Annotated in this window: 5 protein-coding genes; 4 read left to right on the top strand and 1 reads right to left on the bottom strand. The window is 71.0% G+C overall.

Annotated elements, in window-relative coordinates; all coding sequences use genetic code 11:
* Together QH276_RS04980 and QH276_RS04975 are read left to right on the top strand one after the other, a co-directional pair.
* On the top strand, positions 1 to 454 hold a 454-nt coding region (locus QH276_RS04980; protein WP_348536948.1), incomplete at its 5' end, for an ATP-binding protein.
* Positions 442 to 1,470 (top strand): hypothetical protein, encoded by a 1,029-nt coding sequence (locus QH276_RS04975; protein ID WP_280398515.1) that lies wholly within the window; start codon positions 442 to 444, stop codon positions 1,468 to 1,470. The genes QH276_RS04980 and QH276_RS04975, both read left to right, overlap by 13 nt.
* On the opposite strand, the gene QH276_RS04970 is transcribed toward QH276_RS04975, so the two are convergent.
* Positions 1,471 to 1,923, bottom strand: a complete 453-nt coding sequence (locus QH276_RS04970; RefSeq protein WP_280398516.1) for a hypothetical protein — start codon at positions 1,921 to 1,923, stop codon at positions 1,471 to 1,473.
* 148 nt (positions 1,924 to 2,071) lie between these two features.
* Here QH276_RS04970 and dapA point away from each other — a divergent pair, with 148 nt between their 5' ends.
* Together dapA and QH276_RS04960 are read left to right on the top strand one after the other, a co-directional pair.
* A complete protein-coding gene (dapA, locus tag QH276_RS04965) occupies positions 2,072 to 2,980 on the top strand; it encodes a 4-hydroxy-tetrahydrodipicolinate synthase (protein WP_280398517.1) in 909 nt (302 codons plus the stop codon).
* Positions 2,977 to 4,986: a ribonuclease J gene (locus tag QH276_RS04960; protein ID WP_280398518.1), complete on the top strand. Its 2,010-nt coding sequence runs from the start codon at positions 2,977 to 2,979 to the stop codon at positions 4,984 to 4,986. Before dapA ends, QH276_RS04960 begins: the two co-directional genes overlap by 4 nt.
* Positions 4,987 to 5,185: the final 199 nt, after the last annotated feature.

Raw genomic sequence — 5,185 nt, 5'->3', positions numbered from 1 at the left:
CGCCGCGCCCCGGGCCCCCGGGGGCGCCACCCCCCCCAATCGGGGGCCCCCGCCGGGGCGGCCCGCCGCGGGGGCGGCCGCACTGGCCGAGGCCGTCCGCAACAGTTTGCGCCATGCCGGGGTCCCGGCCCGCCGGGTGCGGCGCGAGGTGACCGTGACGGTCGGCGCGGGCGGATTACTGGTCGTATTACGGGACGACGGGAAAGGTTTCGACCGGGCCGCGGTGCCGCCCGACCGGCTGGGGATCGCGGCGAGCATCCTGGGCCGGATGCGCCAACTGCCCGGCGGGGCCGGATTCGTCGAATCGGCACCCGGCCACGGGACGACGGTCACCCTGATGTGGGGTAGCGCCGGCGGTGCGGACGGCACCGATGCCGTCGCTGAGGGCGAGAGTACCCGCGGCACAGTGCCGGACGCGGTCGCGGTGACACAACGCCGGAGGTGGTTGTGGTGATCCAGCGCGATACCGAATTCGAACTGCGGTCCCTGCTCGGTATGCGCGGCCGCTCGGGGTGGGTTTTCCAGGTGGGGCTCGCCGTCACCATCACGCTGTACACGACTCCGCTGGCCGGCAGTGTTCCGCTCGCGCAGTTGCTCGTGGCGCTGGTGGCGATGCTCGGTGCGGGCGTACTACTCGTGGTGTGTCCCGGTGATCCGCTGCCGTGGCCGGCCACCGCCGCGGTGCTCACGGCCGGACCGGTGGCCGTGCTGGCGGCCCATCTGAACTTCGCGGAGGGCGCGCCCCGCCAGCCGTGGACGGCCTGCGCCGCGTCCTTCGTGCTGGCAGCTCTGGCCGTGCGGGGCCGGATCGCCGCGGCGTGGACGGGGGCGCTCGCGGTGGCGCTCACCCTCGGCTTCGTGGCCGGGGTGCTGGATATCTCGGTCGGCTCGCTGTTCGTGATGATCCTGCCCGTGGCCTGCCTGGCGGGGGCCACTGTCTGCGCGCTGATCCTGCGGCCGACCCAACGGTCGCTGCGTCTGTTGCACGACGATGCCGCTATGCGCGCCGCCGCGGCGGCGACCATGGCGGCCGAGCGGTCCGAGCGGGTCCGGCAGTTGAACCGTTTGGACGAGCTGGCCCGCCCGATGCTGGAACGGATCGCCCGCGGCGGGGAGCTGTCCGCGGCCGAACAGGAGCAGTGCCGCCTGCTCGAGGCCGAGCTGCGCGATGGTCTGCGGGCGCCGCAGCTGATCACCGACCAGCTCAACGCGGCGGCGCGCGGCGCGCGGTCGCGCGGGGTGGAGGTGCTGCTGCTCGACGACGGCGGCTTCACCGGAGTCGCGGCGGCCTTGCGGGACCGCGTGCTCGAGCTCGCGGTGCGCGAACTGGACGCCGCGAACGCGGGCGCGGTCACCGTCCGGGTACTGCCGGTGGGCCGGCGGAATCTGGCGACCATCCTGGCGAGCGCGCCCGGTGGGGACCGCCGCACCGAGATCGACCGGACCGGTGCGGTCCTGGTCTCGACCTGATCAGGGTGTGTCGTCGCGTTTGCCGCTGCCGTAGCCGCCGCGCATCTGGTCGCGTAGCGCACCGGACACCACACCGGCCATCCAGGAGTTCAGGGATTGCCCGCTCTGCGCGGCGGCTTCCTCGGCGCGGGACTTCACCTGTTCGACCAGGCGCAGGGTCACCCGGCTGATATCGCCGGTCATTTCCTCGAAGCTGGGGTTGTCGCCGGCCGGGTTCCGGTGCACTTCGACGGTGGCCTCGTCGTCGTGCAGCGAAACGCGCACGGTGCGGTCGCCGAGTTCGGTGGACACGGTGTCGGCGAGTTCGGTGAGCGCGGCCAGCAGGGTCAGCCGGGCCGAGTTCTCCACCGCCTTGGCGAGCGCCTCCGCCGTGGCCTGCGTTTTCTCGTCGCCGAGGGCGGCCGCGGCGACGAGATCGTCGCGGATCCGGGCGGTGTATCGAGTCAAATCCATGACATCAGTGTGACGCCGATTGTGATGTCATACAAGCGTGAGTTTGCCGTCGTCGCGATGCTCGTATGGTGTCACCACCGGGCCCGGCGGCTCAGAACACAGACGAGGGTGTCGAGGGTGGCCCGGTGACCGGGTAGCCTTTCTGACCATGACGAACGGTGAATCGACGCCTCCGGTGTTGAGCGCGTCCGGCACGGTCGGTGTCGCGATGGTGACCCCCTTCAGCGCCGAGGGCAAGCTCGACATAGACACCGGCGTCGCCCTTGCGCACCGTCTGGTCGACCGGGGTGTCGACCTGCTCGCGATTTCCGGTACCACCGGCGAATCGCCGACCACCACCGAATCGGAGAAGGCGGATCTGCTGCGCGCGGTGGTGGACGCGGTGGGTAACCGGGCCACCGTGATCGCCGGTGCCGGTACCTACGACACCGCGCATTCGATCGAACTCGCCCGCAATGCCCAGCGCGCGGGCGCCCACGGCCTGCTGGTGGTGACCCCCTACTATTCGCGGCCCACCCAGGAGGGCCTATTCGCGCATTTCACCGCCGTCGCCGACGCCACCGATCTGCCGGTGACCCTCTACGACATTCCGCCCAGATCGGTTGTCCCGATCGCCTCGGATACGATTCGCCGGCTCGCCGAACACCCGCGGATCGTCGCGGTCAAGGACGCCAAGGGCGATCTGAACGCCGGTGCCGCGCTGATCGCCGAAACCGATCTCGCCTTCTATTCCGGCGACGATATGTTGAATCTGCCGTGGCTGGCCATGGGTGCTGTCGGCTTCATCAGTGTGATCGGCCATCTGGTGCCGGAGCGGCTGCGGGAGATGGTGGACGCGTTCACCGCCGGGGATGTGGTGCGCGCGCGTGATATCAACACGAGCCTGCTGTGGCTCAATGCCGCCATGGCCCGGCTCGGCGGGGTGGCGATGACGAAAGGTGGTCTCCGGTTGCTCGGTGTGGATGTGGGCGAACCGCGCTTGCCGCAGATAATGCCCAGCCCCGAACAACTCGAGGATCTGGCCGCGGATCTGCGGGCGGCCGGGGTGCTCGAATGACCGAACCCGCCGCACGCCGCCCCCGTCGCACCGCGCGCCGGGAGGCCGGGCCCGCCGAGCCGTCGCCGGCCCCGCAGCCCGAGCCTGCCCCCGCCCCGCAGCAGACGGAAACCGCGGCGGCCTCCGCCGAGCGCGAACCCGAGATCGTGCGCGCGCGGGAACAGGAACGGCTGGCTCCCGAACCGGAAACCACGGCGGCCCGGCCGGAAACGGCACCCGAGGCCCGCAGCTCGCGGGACCGGTCGCGCCGGGGTAAAGGCCGCCAAACCGGGCGCGGGCGCGGCGATTCCGCCCGTTCCGTCCCGCCGGTACCCCCGGAGACCGCCGCGCAGGACCGCCTGCCGTTGCCGCCGAAGCTGCCCCGCCAGGGCCTGCGGGTCTTCGCGCTCGGCGGTATCGGGGAGATCGGCCGCAATATGACGGTGTTCGAATACGGCGGCAAACTGCTGATCGTCGACTGCGGTGTGCTGTTCCCCGAAGACCAGCAGCCCGGTGTCGATCTGATCCTGCCCGACTTCCGGCCGATCGAGGACCGGATGGCCGATGTGGCGGCGGTGGTGCTGACCCACGGGCACGAGGACCATATCGGCGCCGTGCCGTTCCTGCTGCGCCTGCGGCCCGATATCCCGGTGGTGGGCTCGAAGTTCACCCTCGCCCTGGTCGCCGCGAAATGCCGGGAGCACCGGTTGCATCCGCGGCTGGTCGAGGTCACCGAGGGGGAACACACCGAGCACGGGCCGTTCGACTGCGAGTATTTCGCGGTCAACCACTCCATCCCCGACGCCCTCGCGGTGGCCATCCGCACTCCCGCCGGAACGGTGCTGCACACCGGCGACATCAAGCTCGACCAACTGCCGCTCGACGGCCGGCTCACCGATCTCGCCGGTTTCTCTCGCCTCGGCGACGAGGGCGTGGACTTGTTCCTGGTCGATTCGACCAACGCCGAGGTGCCCGGATTCGTGACACCCGAGCGGGAGATCGGTGGTGTCCTCGACACGGTGATCGGCAAGGCGCGCAATCGGGTGATCGTGGCATCCTTCGCCAGCCATGTGCACCGGATCCAGCAGGTCGTGGACGTGGCCCAGAAGTACGGCCGCCGGATCTGCTTCGTCGGCCGGTCGATGGTGCGCAATATGCAGATCGCGCAGGACCTCGGCTACCTGACGGTGCCGGACGGGGTCGTGGTCGATCTCGATCAGGCCGCCACGCTGCCGCCGGACAAACTGGTGCTCATCTCCACCGGCTCCCAGGGCGAACCGCTGTCGGCGCTGTCGCGGATGGCGCGTGGCGACCACCGCCAGATCCATATCCGGCCCGACGATCTGGTCGTTCTGGCCTCCTCGCTGATTCCGGGTAACGAGAATTCGGTGTTCACCGTGGTCAACGGCCTGGCCCGGCTCGGTGCCACCGTGATCACCCAGCAGAACGCGAAAGTGCATGTCTCCGGGCATGCTTCGGCCGGTGAGCTGCTGTACCTGTACAACGCGGTGCGGCCCACCAATGCCATGCCGGTGCACGGGGAGTGGCGGCATCTGCGCGCCAATGCCGCGCTGGCGGTCGCCACGGGTGTGCCCGAGGAGCGGGTCGTGCTGGCCGAGGACGGTGTGGTGGTGGATCTGGTCGACGGGATCGCCTCGATCGTCGGCCGGGTTCCGGTGGGGCACGTCTATGTCGACGGCCTGTCGGTGGGTGATGTCGGCGAATCCACGCTGTCGGACCGGCTGGTGCTCGGTGAGGGCGGTTTCATCGCCATCACCGTCGCTGTCGATGCGACCACCGGTAAAGCGGTGAGTACGCCCGAGGTGAGTGGTCGTGGTTTCTCCGACGACCCGACCGCACTGGCCGAGGCCGCCGAACTGGTGGAAGCCGAACTGCTGCGGCTGGCCGGGGAGGGTGTCACCGATACCCATCGGATCGCTCAGGCCGTCCGGCGGATCGTGGGCCGCTGGGTCGCCGATACCTACCGGCGCCGGCCGATGATCGTGCCCACCGTGCTGGGCGTCTGACTTCCCGGACTCGGGCGCGGGAAGCAGAAAACCGGGCCCGGGGCGGGGGGCCCCGGGGGGGTTTAACGGGGGGGGGGGGGGGGGGGGGTGGGGGGCGGGGGCCGGGGGGGGGGGAGACGCCCGGGCCGGGGGGGCGGGGGAGGGCCGGGGGGGGGGGGGGGGCCGGGGGCGGGGGGGGGTTTTTGCCCCCCTTGGCCCC

This window comes from Nocardia carnea (genome assembly GCF_029869215.1).
Taxonomy (GTDB): Bacteria; Actinomycetota; Actinomycetes; order Mycobacteriales; family Mycobacteriaceae; genus Nocardia; species Nocardia carnea_B.
The sequence above is the reverse complement of the archived record's forward strand: the minus strand, read 5'-3'. Positions and strand labels throughout refer to the sequence as shown.

Coding starts and splice junctions, on each gene's coding strand:
- QH276_RS04970 (WP_280398516.1), bottom strand. CDS start 1,923: ATGGATTTGACTCGATACACCGCCCGGATCCGCGACGATCTCGTCGCC.
- dapA (WP_280398517.1), top strand. CDS start 2,072: ATGACGAACGGTGAATCGACGCCTCCGGTGTTGAGCGCGTCCGGCACG.
- QH276_RS04960 (WP_280398518.1), top strand. CDS start 2,977: ATGACCGAACCCGCCGCACGCCGCCCCCGTCGCACCGCGCGCCGGGAG.